The organism is uncultured Xanthomarina sp. (genome assembly GCF_963971605.1).
GTDB classification, from domain to species: domain Bacteria; phylum Bacteroidota; class Bacteroidia; order Flavobacteriales; family Flavobacteriaceae; genus Xanthomarina; species Xanthomarina gelatinilytica.
In genome coordinates this window covers 1-18061 of record NZ_CAXATZ010000016.1, presented here as the reverse complement: position 1 = coordinate 18061, position 18061 = coordinate 1, and the positions used below count along the sequence as shown (strand labels likewise).

At 35.3% G+C, this 18061-nt stretch carries 19 protein-coding genes and 1 tRNA gene; 9 read left to right on the top strand and 11 right to left on the bottom strand.

Features of this window, described 5'->3' with window-relative positions; translation table 11 throughout:
* Positions 1-72: 72 nt before the first annotated feature.
* Positions 73-1017 carry a GNAT family N-acetyltransferase gene (locus tag AACY93_RS07715; protein ID WP_339611623.1) on the bottom strand — a complete coding sequence of 315 codons (945 nt, stop codon included), beginning with the start codon at positions 1015-1017 and terminating at the stop codon, positions 73-75.
* 64 nt (positions 1018-1081) lie between these two features.
* Between AACY93_RS07715 and AACY93_RS07710 the strand changes: the two genes are divergently transcribed.
* Positions 1082-1154 (top strand) — tRNA-Gly (locus AACY93_RS07710).
* Between the two features lie 209 nt (positions 1155-1363).
* Here the strand turns inward: AACY93_RS07710 and pepE are convergent.
* Positions 1364-2071: a dipeptidase PepE gene (gene pepE / locus AACY93_RS07705; RefSeq protein WP_287006460.1), complete on the bottom strand. Its 708-nt coding sequence runs from the start codon at positions 2069-2071 to the stop codon at positions 1364-1366.
* 95 nt (positions 2072-2166) lie between these two features.
* Here pepE and AACY93_RS07700 point away from each other — a divergent pair, with 95 nt between their 5' ends.
* The 6 genes from AACY93_RS07700 (at position 2167) to AACY93_RS07675 (ending at position 7923) form a co-directional block, all read left to right on the top strand.
* Entirely contained in the window at positions 2167-2970 is an 804-nt protein-coding gene (locus tag AACY93_RS07700; RefSeq protein ID WP_287006459.1) for a hypothetical protein, read from the top strand.
* 152 nt (positions 2971-3122) lie between these two features.
* A complete protein-coding gene (locus AACY93_RS07695) occupies positions 3123-3887 on the top strand; it encodes a hypothetical protein (RefSeq protein WP_287006457.1) in 765 nt (254 codons plus the stop codon).
* A gap of 69 nt (positions 3888-3956) precedes the next feature.
* Positions 3957-4460, top strand: coding sequence for a DUF6702 family protein (locus AACY93_RS07690; RefSeq protein WP_287006456.1), 504 nt, complete (start codon positions 3957-3959; stop codon positions 4458-4460).
* A gap of 150 nt (positions 4461-4610) precedes the next feature.
* Positions 4611-6917 (top strand): M1 family metallopeptidase, encoded by a 2307-nt coding sequence (locus AACY93_RS07685; protein ID WP_287006454.1) that lies wholly within the window; start codon positions 4611-4613, stop codon positions 6915-6917.
* An 85-nt stretch (positions 6918-7002) separates the two neighbouring features.
* On the top strand, positions 7003-7290 hold the full coding sequence (locus AACY93_RS07680) for a twin-arginine translocase TatA/TatE family subunit (protein WP_040492225.1): 288 nt from the start codon (positions 7003-7005) through the stop codon (positions 7288-7290).
* Positions 7291-7440: 150 nt separating this feature from the next.
* Entirely contained in the window at positions 7441-7923 is a 483-nt protein-coding gene (locus AACY93_RS07675; protein ID WP_287006453.1) for a hypothetical protein, read from the top strand.
* A 265-nt stretch (positions 7924-8188) separates the two neighbouring features.
* Here the strand turns inward: AACY93_RS07675 and AACY93_RS07670 are convergent, their stop codons facing one another.
* The 8 genes from AACY93_RS07670 to kynU all read right to left on the bottom strand — a co-directional run bounded on the left by AACY93_RS07670 (position 8189) and on the right by kynU (position 16256).
* Positions 8189-8833 (bottom strand): O-methyltransferase, encoded by a 645-nt coding sequence (locus AACY93_RS07670; protein ID WP_287006452.1) that lies wholly within the window; start codon positions 8831-8833, stop codon positions 8189-8191.
* An 86-nt stretch (positions 8834-8919) separates the two neighbouring features.
* Positions 8920-10008 carry an amidohydrolase family protein gene (locus AACY93_RS07665; RefSeq protein WP_287006450.1) on the bottom strand — a complete coding sequence of 363 codons (1089 nt, stop codon included), beginning with the start codon at positions 10006-10008 and terminating at the stop codon, positions 8920-8922.
* A gap of 37 nt (positions 10009-10045) precedes the next feature.
* Positions 10046-10582 carry a 3-hydroxyanthranilate 3,4-dioxygenase gene (locus AACY93_RS07660; RefSeq protein ID WP_287006449.1) on the bottom strand — a complete coding sequence of 179 codons (537 nt, stop codon included), beginning with the start codon at positions 10580-10582 and terminating at the stop codon, positions 10046-10048.
* Between the two features lie 131 nt (positions 10583-10713).
* Positions 10714-11496, bottom strand: coding sequence for an SDR family oxidoreductase (locus AACY93_RS07655; RefSeq protein WP_286852721.1), 783 nt, complete (start codon positions 11494-11496; stop codon positions 10714-10716).
* A gap of 78 nt (positions 11497-11574) precedes the next feature.
* A complete protein-coding gene (locus AACY93_RS07650; RefSeq protein WP_287006447.1) occupies positions 11575-13014 on the bottom strand; it encodes an aldehyde dehydrogenase in 1440 nt (479 codons plus the stop codon).
* 74 nt (positions 13015-13088) lie between these two features.
* Positions 13089-13496 carry a RidA family protein gene (locus tag AACY93_RS07645; protein ID WP_286852719.1) on the bottom strand — a complete coding sequence of 136 codons (408 nt, stop codon included), beginning with the start codon at positions 13494-13496 and terminating at the stop codon, positions 13089-13091.
* 2 nt (positions 13497-13498) lie between these two features.
* Complete coding sequence (locus tag AACY93_RS07640) at positions 13499-14917, bottom strand: NAD(P)/FAD-dependent oxidoreductase (protein WP_287006445.1); 1419 nt, start codon at positions 14915-14917, stop codon at positions 13499-13501.
* Positions 14918-14984: 67 nt separating this feature from the next.
* Positions 14985-16256 carry a kynureninase gene (kynU, locus tag AACY93_RS07635; RefSeq protein WP_287006443.1) on the bottom strand — a complete coding sequence of 424 codons (1272 nt, stop codon included), beginning with the start codon at positions 16254-16256 and terminating at the stop codon, positions 14985-14987.
* Positions 16257-16371: 115 nt separating this feature from the next.
* Between kynU and AACY93_RS07630 the strand changes: the two genes are divergently transcribed.
* Positions 16372-16791 carry a (4Fe-4S)-binding protein gene (locus AACY93_RS07630; protein WP_287006441.1) on the top strand — a complete coding sequence of 140 codons (420 nt, stop codon included), beginning with the start codon at positions 16372-16374 and terminating at the stop codon, positions 16789-16791.
* A 139-nt stretch (positions 16792-16930) separates the two neighbouring features.
* Entirely contained in the window at positions 16931-17731 is an 801-nt protein-coding gene (locus tag AACY93_RS07625) for a class I SAM-dependent methyltransferase (protein WP_287006439.1), read from the top strand.
* A 78-nt stretch (positions 17732-17809) separates the two neighbouring features.
* On the opposite strand, the gene AACY93_RS07620 is transcribed toward AACY93_RS07625, so the two are convergent.
* On the bottom strand, positions 17810-18061 hold a 252-nt coding region (locus tag AACY93_RS07620), incomplete at its 5' end, for a peptide-methionine (S)-S-oxide reductase (RefSeq protein ID WP_287006437.1).

Below are 18061 nucleotides of genomic sequence, written 5' to 3'. Positions count from 1 at the left end.
AAGTCAAAGATAAAAGTTTAAACTGCTTTAGGTTTGAAATGAAGAAAAAAAATGACTTTGTCCTTGAAATAACTAGGACTGGAATCTTTTAAGCATGACATAATGAATGCCGATATTTGGGATTGTAAAAGCATCGCCAGATATTAAAAACCCTTTGCTTTTATAGAATTCTACAGCAATTTCACGAGCATTAAACCAAAGTAAATCCACTTTTTTCTGAATTAATATGTTTTCTCCTTCATCTATCAATTGTTTTCCCAAACCTTTTTGTTGAAATTCTTTTAAAATGGCCATGCCACGAAGTTGGTATTGACGAGGTTCAGAAAATATAGGCGAATTGTTTTTCATAAAAGAAGCCACACCAATTAAATGGGATTTAAAGAATATACCTAAATGAAAGGTGTCTTCCTCTGTGTCCCCATCAAAAACGCAAGCCTCAATAGGTTTTCCTTCACGTAAAACAGGTTGTCTTACTAAATACGTTTCTTCGGCAGAAATTTGTTTGATTTCATAATGGGGATTTTCAATTTTATAAAGTTTTGCAGGCATGCCATCGTAAATGAATTCATTGACAACATGCAAACCACACTTTTCAATGACTTTATGTGAAGCTGTGTTTTTAATGTGAGCATGTGCATAAATATCTTTCAGTTTTAAGGTTTCAAACCCATAAGTTATGGAAGCTTTGGCACTTTCGGTTGCATAGCCTTTATTCCAATATTTTTTATAAAAACGGTAACCAACTTCAACTAGTTTTTCATTTGTATGGTATTTTAAGCCACACCAACCTAAAAACGTATCATTTTCATTTAAACAAACTGCCCATCTACCCATGTTATGAAGCTTGTAATCTTTATATTCTGCAAGAAAGTTTTTAGCGTTAACTAAAGACTTGAAAGCAGTGTCGCCAGTGTATTTAATAACATCAGGATCCTTATTCATTTTATAAAAATGAATGGCGTCCTGAACGTTGAATTCCCTCAAATAGAGACGTTTGGTTTTAATGATGATGTTCATAAGGTAAACTTATAATTTTTTTCTTTTATTAGATGAAATACTTATTTATATTTGCATCGGAAAGGCGAGAGTAGCTCAGTTGGTAGAGCGTCAGCCTTCCAAGCTGAATGTCGCCGGTTCGAATCCGGTCTCTCGCTCTAAAGCCTTGTCTGTTTGATGAGGCTTTTTTTATTTTTCTCATGTTTAGAATTGGAACAAGATTTAAGGTGAGAAGTTTATACTGAGCGCAGCCGAAGTAAACCCGGTCTCTCGCTCTAAAGCCTTGTCTGTTTGATGAGGCTTTTTTTATGTTCATCAATAAGTTACAATTTTATTTGTGTTTTAAATGTTTGAATTTCAATGTGTATTATCTTAAATCTTTAAGTTCTGTACCACTTTCTATCTCATAAGGTGTTTTGTTGTACTCAAAAACCCTTGCTGTTAAAGGGCCTTTTAATTTTATGGAAGTTTCAGTAACCTGTAACCAACTGCCTTCCCTAAGTCCAATAACAGGTTGTGTGTGGTAAGCATGAAATTCTTTAATTCTCGTTTCCCTGGTTTCCCCCATGTGTTTGTTGTTTGGAATAGGGTCTAAATAATGTGGGTTGATATTAAACGGCATAAAGCTCAAAGCCTTAAAGCTGGGAGGATAAACAATGGGCATGTCGTTGGTGGTATTTATGGTCAAGCCACAAATATTACTTCCAGCACTTGTGCCTAAGTAGGGCGTTCCTTTAAGAACACTTTTTTTTAATGGTTCCAGCAAATTGTTTTTATAAAGTTGATACAAGAGTACAAATGTATTTCCTCCACCAGTAAAAATGGCTTCAGCGTTTTGGATGGCTTCAATGGGGTTTTCAAATTCATGAATGCCCATGACGTTTTTATGGATTTTTTTAAAAGCCTCTCTAGCCTTGATGGTGTAATCTTCATGCGAAATGCCACTAGGTCTGGCATAGGGAATAAACACAATGGTATTTGCATCTTTAAAAAACAGGGCCAATTCATCCAGTAAATATTCTAAATAACCACTCCCATGAACGGTTGAGGTACTTGCTATAATTAAGTTTTTCATTTCCATTAATTTGTTGTAAATTTAAGTAAATACTGCCTGTAACAAAAGTTAAATGGGTTTGTGTTTTAACTTGCTAACCTTCAAAAAATTAAGCTATGAAATTATTTTTGCCTTTAATTGCCTTTTTTATGTTCTTGTCTTTTGGCATGGCCCAAAACGATAGTAGAATTGAAATTTCCGGAAAAGTAATTGTGGATTCCAACGATGTGGAAGGGCTTACGGTTACCAACATCACTTCAAATAGAATTGCCGTTACAGATTTTAATGGCGAGTTCCGTATTGATGTTGCGTTAAACGACAAGATAAAAATCTCTGCCTTACAATACAATACCATTCTTGTAATAGTTACCGATGAGATTTTAAAATCCAAACAGTTGACCGTATTTCTGGATGAACATGTAACTGCCTTGGATGAAGTGGTTATTTTACCTTTTAACCTTACAGGCGACCTGGAAACAGACCTGACCAAAGTGAGAACTTTTAACCCAAAATTTGAAACCATTTACTTTGGGAATGTGTTGTCTAATGAAAATCAATACACAGATATACAATATCAAGAGGTTGAAAATACCATTCTAAGACAAGGCAGGTTCTACAATGGTGTAGATTTGGTGAAAATTACCAATTGGTTGGTAAAACCTCTTTTTAATTCGGGAAGTACATCTAAGGAAACCAATAAAAAAGATACCAATTACGCTGTTTTAAGGGATACTTACACGAAAGATTTTATAAGCACAAATTTTAATATTCCAGAAGATCAGGTAACCGATTTTATAGCTTTTGCTGAAGCTAACAATACTGATATGTCGCTTTATGAAGAAGGAAAAGATATTGAATTAATTCAGTATTTGGTAGATCAAAGTAAGTTGTATTTAAATACAAAAATGTCTAAAAATTAGTTCAGGTCAAGGTCTAGTAAATCCTTTGCCTATTTTAAAAATGTTTAAATTAATGGTTGGATGAGGTTCAGGGTTTTAACATAAGTTTAGTTTGGTGTTGTATTTATTTTAAGATTTGATATCCTTTCTTTATCAAACTAAACCGAACCAATTTGAAGCAGCACATTTTTTTCTTGTTTTTATTGACAAGCTTTCAAGCAGCATTCTCCCAAACAGTTGAAATTACAGGAAAAGTAACTACAACTTCAGATGCAGAAAATATTCATGTTATCAACAAAACAGCTCAGGTTTTTACAAGCACCAATGCCTTTGGGAGTTTTAAAATTTCAGCAAAACTAAACGATACTTTGCAGTTTACGTCCATTCAGTATAAAATCAAAGAAGTGGTTGTAAATGCCACAATAATTTTAGAGAAAGCATTGGAAGTGCATCTGGAAGAACTCACCTATGCTTTGGACGAAGTGGTCGTTGGCCGTATGCTTTCAGGAGATTTAATGCAAGATATTGCAGATGTAGAAGGTTCTCCTGTTACTGCCAAACAATTGGGTATTCCAAGCTATCAAGGAAAATTAAAGACACAAAGCGAACGGAAACTAAATGAAGCTACCACAGGTGGAGGATTTATTCCTCTGTTTCCTATCATAAATGCCATAACAGGAAGAACCAAACAATTAAAAAACCAAATAAAACTGGAGCGTAAAGACGATTTGTTGGATGATGTTAGAAAAAGAACAGAAACCATTTTGTTTTCCAATGCAAGGCTTTCAGAAACTTTAAGAACCGATTTTTTCTATTTTTGTTCCGATGACCCCGATTTCATTAGACGTTGTAAAGCAAAAAGTGACCTGGAAATATTGGAATTTTTAAAAGAAAAACTCGTTCAATATAAAGCCAATATAAAAACCGAAACCAATTAGTGGTTGTGGAACACTTTTTGACCTTTTAAAAATGATTAGCTTTGCTTAACCATACATGACATTTTTGATATGCTGTTTATAAAAAAAACCATTCTTGTTTTACTCTTGCCATTGTTGGCTTTTACAACCTTTCATAAATATTATGTAAGTGTTACCCAAATTGAATATGTAAAGAAACAACAGTCGGTTCAAATCATTTCAAGGATCTTTCTGGACGATTTTGAAGATGTGCTCCAAGCACGTTACAACGAAAAACTGTTTTTAGGACCACAAATGGAAACAGAAGACGCCAATTTTTATATAGAAAGATACCTGAAAACCAAAATGATCATGAAAATAAATGGTGAAGAAAAAACACTTAACTTTATTGGTAAAGCATACGAAAACGATATTGTAGTGTGCTACTTGGAAATAGAAGGTGTTAAAAACATTGATACTTTTGAAATAGAAAACACGGTTCTTTTTGATTTATATGCTGAACAACAGAATATTGTAAGAACCAAAATCAATTCAAAAAACAAAAGCTTCATCCTGATAAAAGAAAATGATAAAGGTTTGTTAAACTTTAAATAAAGTGAATTAATCCTAAAAAAATATCGTTATTTTTCCCTTCAATTTTTTCTAACTAATTTTTAACATATAACATTCTTTTTTAAAAAAAACCATTAAAGTAATTAAAAATGAATGTTTTACAAGACCAATTAAAACAGTAATATCCAACGCATGAAAACACTAAAGTATCTTTTTCTTTCTGTTTTGTTTCTTTCGGTAAATGTGTATGCCCAAGAACAAGAAAAGCCAGTCCGTAAACCAGGACACACAAACAACAATAAGTTCAAACAACTTTATGATGAGTTTTCCACTCCCAATATGTTCCGTACAGCTTCTGGAGCTCCAGGACCTGCATACTATCAGCAACAGGCAGATTATAAAATGGACATTGTTTTAGACGATAAAAACGCTAAAATTTCTGGATTCGAAACCATTACGTATACAAACAATTCCCCAGACCAATTAAAATACCTTTGGGTGCAACTGGATCAAAACGTGAGAGCCAAAGATTCAAAATCCCCTTTAATTGAAGGAGGAGGCTTTGCTCCAGCACAACAGGCTTCAACTTTTGCAAGTACTTATATGACAGATGGTTTTGATGGAGGTTTTAATATTCAAGAAGTAAAAGATACCAATGGTAATAATTTACCATACACAATTAACCAAACCATGATGCGTGTGGAGCTGCCTAAACCATTAAACACAGGCGAAAAATTTTCATTTTCCATTAAATGGTGGTATAACATTAACGACCATGTGAATGGGAGAGGACGTTCTGGTTACGAATACTTCCCAGAAGATGGAAACAGAGCCTATGTAATTGCTCAATTCTATCCAAGAATGGCTGTGTACAACGATGTGGAAGGATGGCAAAACTCACAATTTTGGGGTCGTGATGAATTTGCTTTGCCATTTGGAAATTTTGAAGTGAATATTACTGTGCCTGCAGACCATATTCTAGATGGTACCGGAAAATTAATGAACAGAAAAGAAGTGTTTACAAAAGAAATGATGAAGCGTTACGAAAAAGCTCAGAAATCTTATGATAAACCAGTAATTATTGTATCGCAAGAAGAAGCCGAAGCAGCCGAAAAAGGCTTTTCAGATAAAACAAAGACTTGGAAACTGTACGCAGAAAATGTGCGTGATTTTGGGTTTGCAACCTCAAGGAAATTTATTTGGGACATGATGGCTGTTAAAATTGGAGATAAAGATGTCATGGCTGTTTCCATGTATCCAAAAGAAGGAAATCCACTTTGGGAAGAATGGTCAACTTATGCAGTAGCAGCCACCTTAAAAACATATTCAAGGATGACTTTTGAATATCCATATCACAAAGCCATTTCAGTTCATGCAAAAAATCAAGGGATGGAATATCCAATGATTTGCTGGAATTATGGTCGTCCTGATGAAAACGGAAATTATAGTGACAGAACAAAGTATGGAATGATTAGCGTTATTATTCATGAAGTTGGACATAACTATTTTCCAATGATTGTAAACAGTGACGAGCGTCAATGGACCTGGATGGATGAAGGATTGAACACCTTTATGCAGTATGTGGCAGAACAGGATTTTGGAGAATGGCATCCAGATGCACTTTCGCCAGGACATGATAAATACCCATCAAGACGTGGCCCAGCTGCAAACATAGTGCCTTATATGGGAGGCGATCAGGATTTTATTGCGCCAATAATGACCAAAGGTTTAAACACCTATCAATTTGGTAACAATGCATACGGAAAACCAGCAACAGCTCTTAATATATTGCGCGAAACCGTTATGGGACGCGAGTTGTTTGATTATGCGTTTAAAGAATATGCCAACCGTTGGATGTTTAAACACCCAACTCCAGAAGATTTCTTTAGAACCATGGAAGATGCCTCTGCCTTCGATTTGGATTGGTTTTGGAGAGGTTGGTTCTATACAACCGATTATGTAGATATAGGGGTAAAAGAAGTAAAGAAATTTTATGTGTCTTCAGAGCCTAACGAGTACGCTAAAATGATGGCCAAACGTTATGGTATGGAACTGTCTGATTTGCCTCCATTGGTTTTTATGGTTGAAGAAGGAAGTGAAGAGTTTAAAGAAGACATGAAAAATGGGTCTCTTTTAGACAATTCAATCCCTTTAAAGGAATATGTTATGGATAATTTTACTGAGGCTGAACGTGCCAATATTAAAACACCTAAATATTTCTATAATGTAACATTTGATAAACCAGGAGGACTGGTTATGCCAATTATTGTAGAGTATACCTATGCAGATGGTACCACTAAAACAGATCATTATCCAGCAGAAATCTGGAGGTTGAATGATAAAGAGGTTAGTAAGTCGGTTGCATCAGATAAGGAAATTGTTAAAATAACAGTAGATCCAAACCTGGAAACAGCAGATGTGGACACATCAAACAATTCCTGGCCAAAAGAAGTTTCTGAAAGTGATTTCGATAAATTTAAAAATGAAGTAAGAGATTAACACCAAACGTTAAATATTTAAAAGCCGACCATAAAAATGAGTCGGCTTTTTTTATTCTCAACTAGCAACTCACTATATTTGCATTGTGATACAAGCAAGCATATTATTATTTATAGGGACTACCGAAATCATGTTCATACTATTTATAGTTGTCATGGTTTTTGGTGCAGATAAAATTCCTGAAATCGCAAGAGGTTTGGGAAAAGGCATGCGCATGCTTAAAGATGCATCAAACGACATTAAGACCGAAATCACCAAAAGTGCCGAAAAAAATGGCATTGATACCAGCATTACCAAAGATGTGCAAGACGAACTCAATAAGGTAAAAGACGACCTAGAAGATTTTACAGGCTCTGTAAGACGAAAAATGTAAAATTCCAGTAGGCAGGAGAATCTCTTTATTCAACGTGATTTTATTATAAATGTAAGGTAAATAATTCCTGCTTTTCCCATGTATCTTTTGTTTTGTGATTTTTTTTTTTTTTAACTTTAATAACGTTAATCACTTTAAAATCTATACGTTATGAAAAAAATATTCTTATTACTTACATTTGTTTTTTCTATGTTTATTGTTTCTTGTGATAATGAAACTGATAATATTCAGGAATCTTCAGATGTTACTAACGAAAAAATGGACAGTTTTATTAATTCTAATATAGGTATTGATAAAAACGGACAGTTCGAATTTACAGTTGCCGAAAATACAATCTTAAAAGCAGTTAAAGAATATTCAAATACCTTTGATTTAGATATTGAACCACAATCTATAAAAATAATAGATATAGACGCTAAAAAATACCTGCGTATCTACAGTAAAAATGATTATGTTTCAACTGTTGCTTTAGTTTTAGATAACCAAAATAATTATAGAGTTGATAAGACTGTTTGTACATCAAAAGCATGTGCTAGTGGTGGTGGTTGCATACCAAATGGATCCTATTGTACTGAGTGTTATGGAAGCAATGGATTGAAAGGAGACTGTAAAAGAACAACTACTGGAGGTTAAACAAAATTCTAGTCTATAAATTTAAACCTCGTTTTTTTTTATTTGTGAGGTTTTTTTACATATTTAACTCTTGAAGTCACATAGAGTTCCGAAAAAGTAGCATTGATAAACAGTATCACCAAAGATGTGCAAGACGAACTCAATAAGGTAAAAGACGATTTAGAGGACTTTACAGGTTCTGTTAGGCGAAAAATGTGATGTTCCTACATATATAATATTTTGCGATACTTGTTCATGGACAGGAAAGAAATTACATTGATCAATCCTATTTTTTTCTACTTATAGTTAGCCCATCACGAATGGGTAATATAATGGTTTCAACCCGTTTGTTTTCCTTTAATAGTTTATTGTAGGCTTTAAGAGCTGATGTGGCCTTATCTTCTTTTTTTAGTTTTGTTTCCAATATTTTACCACTCCACAATACATTATCAGATAAAATGATGCCTCCAGGGTTTAACTTGTCTATAACAAGTTCAAAGTAGCTTGCATAATTTTCTTTGTCGGCATCAATAAACACAATATCAAAAGTGTCTTTCAATTGTGGGATAATTTCCAAAGCATTTCCCAAATACTGATGAATTTGATTGCCATAAGGTGATAAGTCAAAATATTTACGTTGAAAATCCACCAATTCCTCATTCACATCTATGGTATGTAAGGAGCCATTTTTTTTAAGCCCTTCAGCTAAACATAGCGCAGAATAGCCTGTATAAGTGCCAATTTCAAGAATGCAAGTTGGGTGCGCCAATTTCGAGATCATGCTTAACACACGACCTTGGTAGTGACCACTAAGCATGCGTGGTTGCAATATTTTTTGATAGGTTTCCCGTGTTAACTGTTGTAATAATTGGGGTTCATTTTCTGAATGAGCCACTACATATTCGTCTATTTTCTCTGGTAAAAAGTGCATATAGTTAGATATTTTATTGTCAGGTTGAGCGCATTTAAAGCATCTTTCTATTTATTGGTTTCATCACTTCGTTCTGAATGATAATCTTAGCTTAAAATGCGTTTTACCAGTTTTTGCTTCGCTTCCTGGTCATCACCACATAACCATTGGATGACATTGTCTTCCCAAATGGCATCCCGTTCATCACTGTTTATAATATTTTGTTCAACAGCCAAATCCAATATTTTACCAGGATAAGAAGATTGTTTTTCACTTTCCATTTCACCTAAAGGATAAGGGTCGTCCAGTCCCATCAATACTTGTTTGGAGCCTTGGTTTTTTATAAGCAAATGTAAGCCTCCTGTATCATGGACCAAAGTGTCAAAAAAGATGTTTTTATGGCCAACGGCTTTTCTTGGATGACTCTTTCCTTCAAATAAATCCGGTCTGCCATCAAAACCTTGAATACGTCTTCCTAAGTTAATTTGTGCCAGTTGTCCTCCATGGGCAAAACAGGTACGCATGTTTGGATATTTGTCTTGATATCCGTTTAAGGTTAGAAAATGATAAGCGTCAGCACATTGAGCCAACATCCATATTAAATGAAAACGCCAAGAGGTGTTTTCTAGTTTAATGAATTTTTCGCCATCGTAAGGATGGATTTCAACTGCCAGATTATATTTGTTTGCCAATTCAAAAATGGGTTCGTTTTCTTCATCAAAAATACAACGCCAAGTTCCTATGGTGTCCATGTAATGGGTTGGTAAGCATAAGAGTTGCATTCCTAATTCTTCCACACATCGTTCAATTTCCCAACAGGCTCCACGAACAAAACCAGGATGCACAACAAAACCACAGGTAAATTTACTGGGGTTTTCACGTTGGATTTTAGCATTAAAATCGTTTTGAAAACGTAAGGCTTGTTTCATTTCTTCCACACGTAGGCCGTTTCCGTATAATTGGGATAAATTAAGTACCACTGCATGATCTATTTTAAAGCGTTCCATCCATGCCAGTTTTTCATCCAGAAAAAAACTTGAATCGGTTATTGGTCGATTCCAGTCTTTTTGAAGCATAAATTTCCGGTCTTTATCTACCCAAAAAATGCCTTTATCTTTCATAAACTGAGGTATTTCCTCTGGATAGGGAAGTAGGTGAGAATGACCGTTTATACGAAGTTTGCGTTTTTCTTTCATAGTTGTCATCCTAAACTTGTTAGGACCTCATTGTTTTTTATTCTTCAATCTGTACTTTTTTAGGTGGTTGCATGACTTCGCCACAATTAGGACATGTGCGTTTGTCTTTGTCGCCATAATATTTATCAAAAATTACAGGCATGTCGGTTTCAATATTTTCAACTGTAAAATCTTCTTCATACAGTTTGGTGGTACAATTTTCGCAGAACCAAAGTAGGGCGTCCTGAACCCCTTTCTCTCTAGGATATTCTATTACCAATCCCACAGTGTTGGCTCCACGTTGTGGAGAATGAGGGACTTTTGGTGGTAATAAAAAAATGTCTCCTTCCTTAATATGAATGTCTTTGGGTTTGCCATCATCAATCACTTTTAACACCATGTCGCCTTCAATTTGATAGAAAAACTCTGGAGTTTCGTTGTAGTGATAATCTTTCCTGCTATTGGGTCCACCAACAACCATCACGATAAAATCGCCATCTTTCCAAACCACTTTATTACCAACAGGTGGTTTTAAAAGATGTCTGTTTTCTTCAATCCAAGCTTTGAAATTAATAGGAGAAACTAGTTTGCTCATAATTATACTTTTAAATGTCATTGTGAAGTAAATTTTTATTTGCTGTGTCAATCTTTTTTAGATATTTCCACCTCTCCCGATTGCTATCAGGATTCCTCGTAATGACAGGTTATTTAAATTGAACCATAAAGTTACAAAGATTTTGTTCTTCCACCATCCACAGGAAGGTTAATTCCGTTAATGTAACTAGCACATTCACTAGCTAAAAAAGTGACTGCATAAGCCAATTCTTCTGGTTTCGCAAAGCGTTTGGCAGGAACGGCTTGTTTCATGGCATTTGCAGCCTCTTCTTCCGTGTTTCCTGTTTTAGCCGATTTGTTTTTAATGATTTCTGTTAAGCGTTCGGTTCCTGTGGCTCCAGGTAGGACATTGTTTACTGTAATTCCGAAAGAACCCAGTTCGTTAGCCAAGGTCTTACTCCAGTTTGCTACAGCGCCACGAATGGTATTGCTTACACCTAAACCATCCAGAGGCTGTTTAACAGAGGTTGAAATGATATTGATAATACGTCCATAACCAGCTTCTTTCATGAAAGGAACAACTGCTTGTGCTAACACGTGATTGCACTTTAAATGTTGCGTAAAAGCACTTTCAAATTCATTTAATTCAGCCGTAAAAACTGGACCTCCTTTTGGGCCTCCAGTATTGTTTACCAGAATATGAAACCCATGCTTGTTAGAAACATACTTTGATACTTTTGCTTTTAATTCTTCAGGATTAGAAAAATCTGCTACAATATAATCGTGGTTTCTATGTTGAGGTAATTCAGCCAGAACAGTTTTTAATTTGTCTTCGTTTCTTGCAATTAGTGTCACAATTGCACCTTCAGCAGCTAAAGACATAGCTGTGGCTTTTCCAATTCCTGCTGTGCTACCACAAACTAAAGCGTATTTGTTGTTTAAGTTTAGATTCATTTTTTTTAGATAAAAGATTCAAGAATCAAGAATCAAGATAGTTTCGGTCTTGGTTCTTAGTTCTATAGTCTTGGTTCTTTAGTATTTTATACAAACATTCTTCGCTTCGGTAAAAAAGCGCAAGGCTTCAAAACCACCTTCCCTACCAACTCCTGAAGCTTTTACACCTCCAAAAGGGGTTCTTAAATCACGCATCATCCAAGTGTTCACCCAAACAATTCCAGCTTGTAATTGTTGGCTCATTCGCATGGTTCGTTTTAAATTATTGGTCCATAATGTGGCTGATAAGCCATATTTTACTTTGTTTGCCATTTGTAAGACTTCATCCTCTCTATTGAAAGACATGATAGTAACCACAGGTCCAAAAATTTCTTCTTGATTCACACGGCAATCGTCGTTAGGAACTTCTATAACTGTTGGTTCTAAATAATAACCATTTTCAAAACCTTCAACAATGACTTTATTTCCTCCACAAAGAATTTTGCCATTTTCCTCTTTAGCAATATGGATGTAATCCATCACTTTTTCAAGATGAGGTTTGGAAACCAAAGCACCAATATTTGTTGTTGCTTCTGAAGGATGCCCAACTTTTAGGTTTTTTACCTTTTCTACAAAATCTTTTTTGAATGTATCATAAATCGAGGCTTCAACAAAAATTCTGCTACCACACAAACAAATTTGTCCTTGATTTGCAAAAGAAGAGCGAACAGTTGTTTCCAGCATATCTTCATAATCGCAATCTGCGAAAATGATGTTTGGGTTTTTTCCACCCAATTCCAAAGATAATTTTTTAAACATAGGAGCAGCCACTTTGGCAATATGAGCTCCAGTGGCTGTTCCTCCAGTAAAGGAGATGGCTTTGATGTCTGGATGCTCAATAATGGCTTGTCCTGTTGTGGCACCTAAACCATGGACTATATTTAAAACACCTTTTGGAAGTCCAGCTTGACTGCAAATATCACCTAATAAAAAAGCAGTCATAGGTGTGACTTCACTAGGTTTAGCCACCACACAATTTCCAGCTGCAAGAGCTGGAGCAATTTTCCAAGTAAATAAATAGAGTGGCAGGTTCCATGGCGAAATACAACCAACAACTCCTAAAGGTTGGCGTAAGGTGTAATTTATGGCATCTTGACCAACACTCTCATGACTTTCACTGTAGAATTGCGTAATGGCATTTCCAAAGAATCTAAAATTACTTGCTGCTCTAGGAATATCTACAGCTTTAGCTAAACTTACAGGTTTGCCATTATCTTTGCTTTCGGCTTCTGAAAAACGTTGCAAGTTGGCTTCCAATAATTCTGAAATTTTAATGAGGATGCGACTACGTTCTTCCAAAGTGGTTTGACTCCAGCTAGGAAAAGCCGATTTGGCAGCGATATAGGCATTCTCAACATCTTCTTTTGATGAGTTTGGGATTTGTCCATAAACTTCACCAATGGCTGGATTAAAATTGTCCAACCAATCATTTGAAATTGGGTCGTGAAAGTTGCCGTTTATGTAGTTTTGAATGTGCATTTTATTTACAGGTCATAGACAAAAGATAAAAGAAAAGAGACGTCTTGGGTCTTTGTTCTCTTGTCCTGGTTCTTTTAGTCTTTTTTCTTATAAGCCATCACCTTAATTTCCACCACCAAATCTGGATGTGGTAATTGATGTACAGCTACTGTGGTTCTGGTTGGGCCAGTTTCTTTGTTAAAAAACTCTGCATAAGCTTTATTGTAACCTGCAAAGTCGTTCATATTAACTAAAAAGGTAGTCACATCCACAACATCTTTTAAACTGGCTCCTTCTTTTGCTAAGTTCTTTTCTATGTTTAATAAAACCTCACGGGTTTGAACTTCAATGTTTAGATGTTTAGTTCCCATTTCGTCAATTATATCAACACCAGCTATGGTATTGTCTGCTCTTCTGGAACTTGTTCCAGAAACAAAAATAAAATCGCCAACTCGCTTAGTATGTGGATAGGCTCCTCTTGGTGTTACTGTTTTTTCGCTCATAATTAATATTTTAATCCAGCAATTCTATCGTCTTCTAAAATGGCTTCGGTTGCTTTTTTTACTTTTTCTAAAATTGGTTTTAAGACTTCCTTGTCTTTCAGGTCGAGACTGGTCGAGACCTCACCATCTGCCAACATGTTTAAAATAGCTTTGTCTTGGGCTCGGCCTTTTAACATGGCTTCTCTGTAATTGATGTCTTCGTTAAAAGTGACCAACGAATATTTTGAGGAATAGTCGTTTGGGAATTCTTTTTCAAAAGCCATTTCCAATGTACGTTTTTCCCTGAAATTGGCATGGTTTACATGTCCTTTCATTTCATGGAAATTATCGATTGCTAAATCAGCAATGGCATCTGTATCTTTTTTACGGGACTTTTCATATGCTTTAAATACCGTTTCCCAATCTGCATATCCTTTATCTAAGATATTGTCAAATTCCGTAACATCTTCAAAGGAAGCATTCATGCCTTGTCCGTAGAAAGGCACAATAGCATGTGCAGCATCTCCCATTAAAAGGGTGTTTCCTTTATAATGCCAAGGAGAACATTTTACTGTTCCAAGAGGCGATGTTGGGTTTTCAAAAAAATCATCAACCAAATTTGGCATGAGTTCCAAGGCATCTTTAAAATACTTTCCAAAGAACTCCAAAACCCGTTCTTTGGTTGTTAAGTTGTTGAAATTGTATTCGCCTTCATCATAACTTAAAAACAAGGTGACTGTAAAACTTCCGTCCAGATTTGGAAGTGCAATAAGCATAAACGCTTCCCTTCCCCAAATATGCAAAGCGTTTTTGTAGGTTTTATAAGCACCATTTTCGGCAGGAAAGATGCTTAGCTCTTTATAGCCATGAGATAAGTACTCTTGAGAGAAACTAAATAAAAATTTTTTTTCCAAATAATAGCTTTGTCGCAATGCAGAGCCTGCACCATCTGTTGCAAAAATAACATCGGCATCTTCTACAAACTCGGTATTGGTGTCGCAATCCATAAACAAAGCTGTGGTATTTTCAAAATCAACCGATTTGCATTTTCTATTGAAATGAATGGCGACATTTTCATGTTTTTCGGCTTCGTCCAACAACAATCCATTTAATTGACCTCTAGAAACGGAATTGATGAACTCATGTGTTCTTCCACTGTAGGGAGCCAATACGGTATTGCCTTCCAAATCGTGAAGCATGCGTCCATTCATAGGTATGCATAAAGGTTTTACTTTTTCTTCAAGCCCAACAAGTTTCATGGCTTTAAGACCACGATCTGAAAGGGCCAGATTAATGGAGCGACCAGCAGAAATATTTACTTTTCGTAGGTCTGGACGCATTTCCATAACGGTTACATGGTAACCACGTTGCCCTAAACGTAAAGCTAATAAGCTTCCACAAAGACCAGCTCCGATAATGAGGATGTTTTGTTGTTTATTCATTTTTGTTTTTGTCTGGTCGAGCGCTATCGAGACCTAATTAACCTCTCGACTGCTCGAGGAGACATTATTATGTGTTTAATATTTGCTTCAATTTGTCAACCATTCTATACACATCTTCAAAGGAATTGTATAGAGGTACAGGCGCACAACGGATGACGTCTGGTTCTCGCCAATCTGTGATAATATGTGCTTTGGTTAATTTTTTATGTAAACTTTTATCAGCATCCCTTACCTGAATTGAGAGTTGACAACCTCTTTCTTTTGGATTGGAAGGTGTGATAATTTTAACTTTATCATTATTTAGTTCATTGAGCAAAAACTCGAAATAACCGGTTAATTTTTCAGATTTTTCCCTTAAAGCATCCATGCCAACTTCATTAAACATATCTAAAGACGCTTTTATTGCAGCCATGGATAAAATGGGAGGATTACTGAGTTGCCAACCTTCTGCTCCAGGAATTACATCTAAAGGTTGACGCATATTGAATCTGGTAGCTTTGTTATGGCTCCACCATCCAGCAAAACGTTTCAGTTTTTTATTGTGTGCATGTTTTTCGTGTACAAATAAACCACCCAAACTTCCTGGTCCGGAATTTAAATACTTGTACGTACACCAAGCAGCAAAGTCTACTCCGGAATCGTGAAGTTCTGGCTTGATGTTTCCGGCTCCATGAGCCAAATCGATGCCAACCATACAGTTTTTGGCATGGCCCAACTCGGCTATTTTTTTAAGATCTAAATATTGTCCAGTATAATAATTAACGCCACCAATAAGCAGTAAAGCAATCTCGTCTCCTTGCTCTTCAAGAATAGTTTTCAGGTCATCTAAATTTAAAAGTTCTTCACCTTGTCTTGGTTTCCATTCAATTAAACCTTCATTAGCATCAAATCCATGAAATTCCAATTGGGTTTGAACAGCATATCTATCAGATGGGAAGGCATCACTTTCAATAACTATTTTGTATTTGGTTTTTGTTGGTTGGTAAAACGATACCATTAACAAGTGCAAATTGGTTGTTAAGGTGTTCATGGTAACCACTTCAATTGGTTTGGCACCAACAATTTTCGCCATGGAATCGGTAAGAAATTCATGATATGGCATCCATGGGTTTTTGGCTTCAAAATGACCTTCTACTCCTAAATTGGCCCAATCGTCCAATTCTTGCTGTATGTATTTTTGGGTGCTTTTTGGTTGTAAGCCTAAAGAGTTTCCTGTAAAATATAACCAATTGTTCCCTTGATTGTCTTTGGGAATATGGAATTGACTTCTATAATGCGACAATGCATCGTTTTGGTCCTGTTCCTTAGCGTAGTCTAGACCTGGTTTATAGTTGGACAAAGTGTGTGTTTTTTCGGTTTCCAACAAAAATAAGAATTATAATTTTAGGAAGGAAGCCTTAAGTAATAGATAATTTCAATAGGTAATTTTTGTATATTTATTAAAATATCAGGACATGAGTAAAACAAAAAATTATACAAACAATGAGGTAACGATAGTTTGGGAGCCAGAAAAATGCATTCATTCTGGAATTTGTGTGAGAGGCTTGGGAGATGTCTTTAAACCTAAAGAAAAACCTTGGATTAAAATTGATGCAGCTCCAACTGACGATTTGGTTAAACAAGTAAAAGCTTGTCCTTCTGGTGCTTTGAGTTATTTTATGAATGACAAAGAAGATAAGACCAAAGAAACTTTAGAAACAAAAGTTGAGGTTCTTGAAAATGGTCCCTTATTGGTTTATGGAACTTTGCATGTAACCCATAAAGATGGAAACCAGGAAATTAAGAATAAAACAACTGCTTTTTGTAGGTGTGGTTCTTCAAAAAACAAACCATATTGTGATGGTACACACGTGAAAAATGATTTTGTTGGATAAAGAAAAAGTGCTTCAACTTGTTAGGTGAAGCACTTTAAATATATATAGACGCATAAAGCGGGATATTTATATACTATATACGTCTAATTAAGGTGTATTGGATGTTTTTAATTTATTTTTATGAACAATAATTTAAACTATGCAAAATCACGATTTTTATTTTAACACTAACAAAGCCACCTGGAATGAGAAAGTGAAAATCCATTCCAAAAGCGACATGTATCAATTAGAAGCTTTCAAAAAAGGAAAGTTGTCTTTAATGTCATACGAACTAAAAGCCCTTGGAAATGTTAAAGACAAAAGTCTGTTGCATTTACAATGTCATTTTGGACAAGATACATTAAGTTGGAGCAGGTTGGGGGCTACCTGTGTTGGGATTGACATAAGTGATGCTGGCATTGCTTTGGCTAAATCGCTTAATGCGGAGCTGAAATTAAACGCTCAATTTGTATGTTGTAATGTATTGGACACGTCTAAATATGTTGAAAAAGAATTCGATATTGTTTTTGCCAGTTATGGCGTGATTGGTTGGTTGCCAGATTTAAGACCTTGGGGACAAATGATTGCAGAAAGATTAAATAAAGGAGGCACGTTTTATATGGTTGAATTTCATCCCATAGTTTGGATGTTCGATTATTTAGAGGAAACTCCTGTCATGAAATATGGTTACATGCAAGACGAAGTGATTTATGAGGAATATGAAGGTACTTATGCCAATACAAACTCTAAAATGAAAAGTAAAGAGTATGGTTGGAACCATGGGTTAAGCGAAGTTATTAATGCTCTTACTGAAGCAGGATTGCACATTGATTACTTAAATGAATACGATGAAAGTCCGTATAACGTGTTGCCAAATTTGGTTGAAAGTGAATCTGGAATGTTTGTGACAAAAGACAAACTCTATCCTTTGATTTTTGAGATAAAAGCGACTAAAGTTTAAGTTACTTGTTATGTTAAGCTTTTTTGAAGCATCTTTAGGGAGATACTGTTAGGGCAATAAGTACAACATGCCATTGTGTTAGTTTTTAGCGTCCTTCAATAATTCTGGGAACTTTGCTTTAAATCTATTGAGTCTTGGTATGGACACATTTTGCACATATGGATCTTCAGGATGCCGTTTTTCATAGTTCTGGTGGTAATCTTCAGCTATCCAAAATTTAATGAAAGGATATACTTCAGCAGCAACATTGGCATTTAGTTTTTTAGACAAAGCCGTTTTTTTAGATTCTATAATTTGTTTTTGTTCGTCGTTCTGATAAAAAATAATGGA